The organism is Desulforamulus profundi, from assembly GCF_002607855.1.
Map to the genome: position 1 here is coordinate 1 of NZ_AWQQ01000026.1, position 1,732 is coordinate 1,732.

General features: G+C 53.5%; 3 protein-coding genes. All 3 read left to right on the forward strand.

Annotation, left to right across the window (positions count from 1 at the left end; genetic code table 11):
• On the forward strand, positions 1 to 535 hold a 535-nt coding region (mnmM, locus tag P378_RS03780; RefSeq protein ID WP_238472841.1), incomplete at its 5' end, for a tRNA 5-(aminomethyl)-2-thiouridylate-methyltransferase MnmM.
• The gene (gene argR, locus P378_RS03785) at positions 532 to 990 is read left to right on the forward strand and encodes an arginine repressor (RefSeq protein WP_099082330.1); all 459 of its coding nucleotides are present in this window, start codon (positions 532 to 534) and stop codon (positions 988 to 990) included. The genes mnmM and argR, both read left to right, overlap by 4 nt.
• A 4-nt stretch (positions 991 to 994) precedes the next feature.
• On the forward strand, positions 995 to 1,732 hold a 738-nt coding region (locus P378_RS03790; RefSeq protein WP_180260973.1), incomplete at its 3' end, for an AAA family ATPase.

Genomic DNA, 1,732 nt, shown 5'->3' on the forward strand with positions numbered 1-1,732 from the left:
CTCTGAAATATTACAGAGGGGCCACAGTGCCGTGGATGGGACCATGGGAAACGGGCATGACACCCTGCTGCTGGCCCAACTGGTAGGCCCTGAGGGGAGGGTGTATGCCTTTGATGTGCAGGAGCAGGCTCTGGAAAACACACGGCGGAGATTGGCATCGGAAGGCGTGCTGGATGAGCGGGTCAAATTAATTCAAGACGGCCACCAGAATATAAAAAAATATATCGATCATTCTATACAGGGGGCCATCTTTAATTTAGGATACCTGCCCGGAGGCAATCATGAAATCATCACCCAACCCGGCACCACGCTGATTGCCATTAAGCATACCCTGGAACTGCTCAGCAGCGGCGGCCGTCTGGTAATTGTTGTCTACCCGGGTCACCCCGGGGGACAGGAAGAAAAGGAGGCCGTGGAGGCAGTGGCTTCTCAATTGGACTCTCTTATATACAAGGTTTTAAAAATAAATTTTCTCAACCGGCCACCCTCAGCACCGGGAGTACTTTTGATAGAGAAGGCGAGGGATGAAGCGTGAAGACACAACGCCAGGCAAAAATATTGGAATTAGTCCGCGACAGAACCATTGAGACCCAGGAAGAATTGGCGGCGGCACTGCGGGCCGAGGGGTTTGAGGTAACCCAGGCCACCGTGTCCAGGGACATTAAGGAACTAAGCCTGATCAAAATACCTGGCGAACACAACACCTCTTACTACGCCTCTCCGGACGAACCCATGATGCGCCGTGGCAATGAGGACAGGCTAAGACGTCTGGTCCGCTTGTCCTTGAGCGACATCAATTCCAGTGAAAACTTGATCATTATTAAAACACCGCCCGGGGAAGCCCAGGGTATGGCATCCGCCATTGACCACGCCCACTGGCCGGAGATTATCGGCACCGTGGCCGGGGATGATACCATTCTGATTATTATTAAACCCAAAGAGGCCACGCCACAGGTTGTGCAGCGATTCCTGGAATTGGCAAGGGGGTAAGCCTGTGCTCCACTCGTTATATGTAAAAAATTTTGCCCTGATCGACGATGTAGAGGTGAACTTTGACAAAGGCCTGACCATTGTCACCGGGGAAACCGGTGCTGGTAAATCCATGCTGATCGACGCCTTGCAGGTGGCCCTGGGAAGCCGGGCTTCAGCGGACTTTATCCGCTCCGGCAGGGAAAAGGCCACCGTTCAGGCCACCTTTGATGTTTCACGGCTGTCCTGGATAAAAAAACGAATGGAAGAACTGGGCGTGGACTGCGAAGAAGACGGTCTGTTGGTTCTGGCCAGGGAGCTAAGCCGCAGCGGCAAAAATGTCTGCCGCATTAACGGGCGCCCGGCAAACCTTGGCCTTTACCGGGACATGGGCAGCGGCTTACTGGATATGCTGGGCCAGCATGAGCAGCAAACGCTGCTTGATCAGGACAAACACCGCTGGTTGGTGGACAGGCTGGGTGGATCTGAATTGTTGGAGCAGGCCGGAAAAGTGAAAGAAATCTATATCCGCTGGAGAGACACCTGCTCCCAGTTAAAAGATCTGGAGTCCAATGCCCGGGAACTGGCCCGGCGCATTGATATGCTTTCTTTTCAGATGCAGGAAATCACCAAAGCTCAATTGGCGGAGGATGAGGAAGACGAACTCCTGAACGAGCGGCGTCTGCTGATGAATTCTGAGAAGATTTCCCGTCTGGCCGGGGAAATCTATGATCAACTTTACGGGGGCGAGGCCGGTGCAACG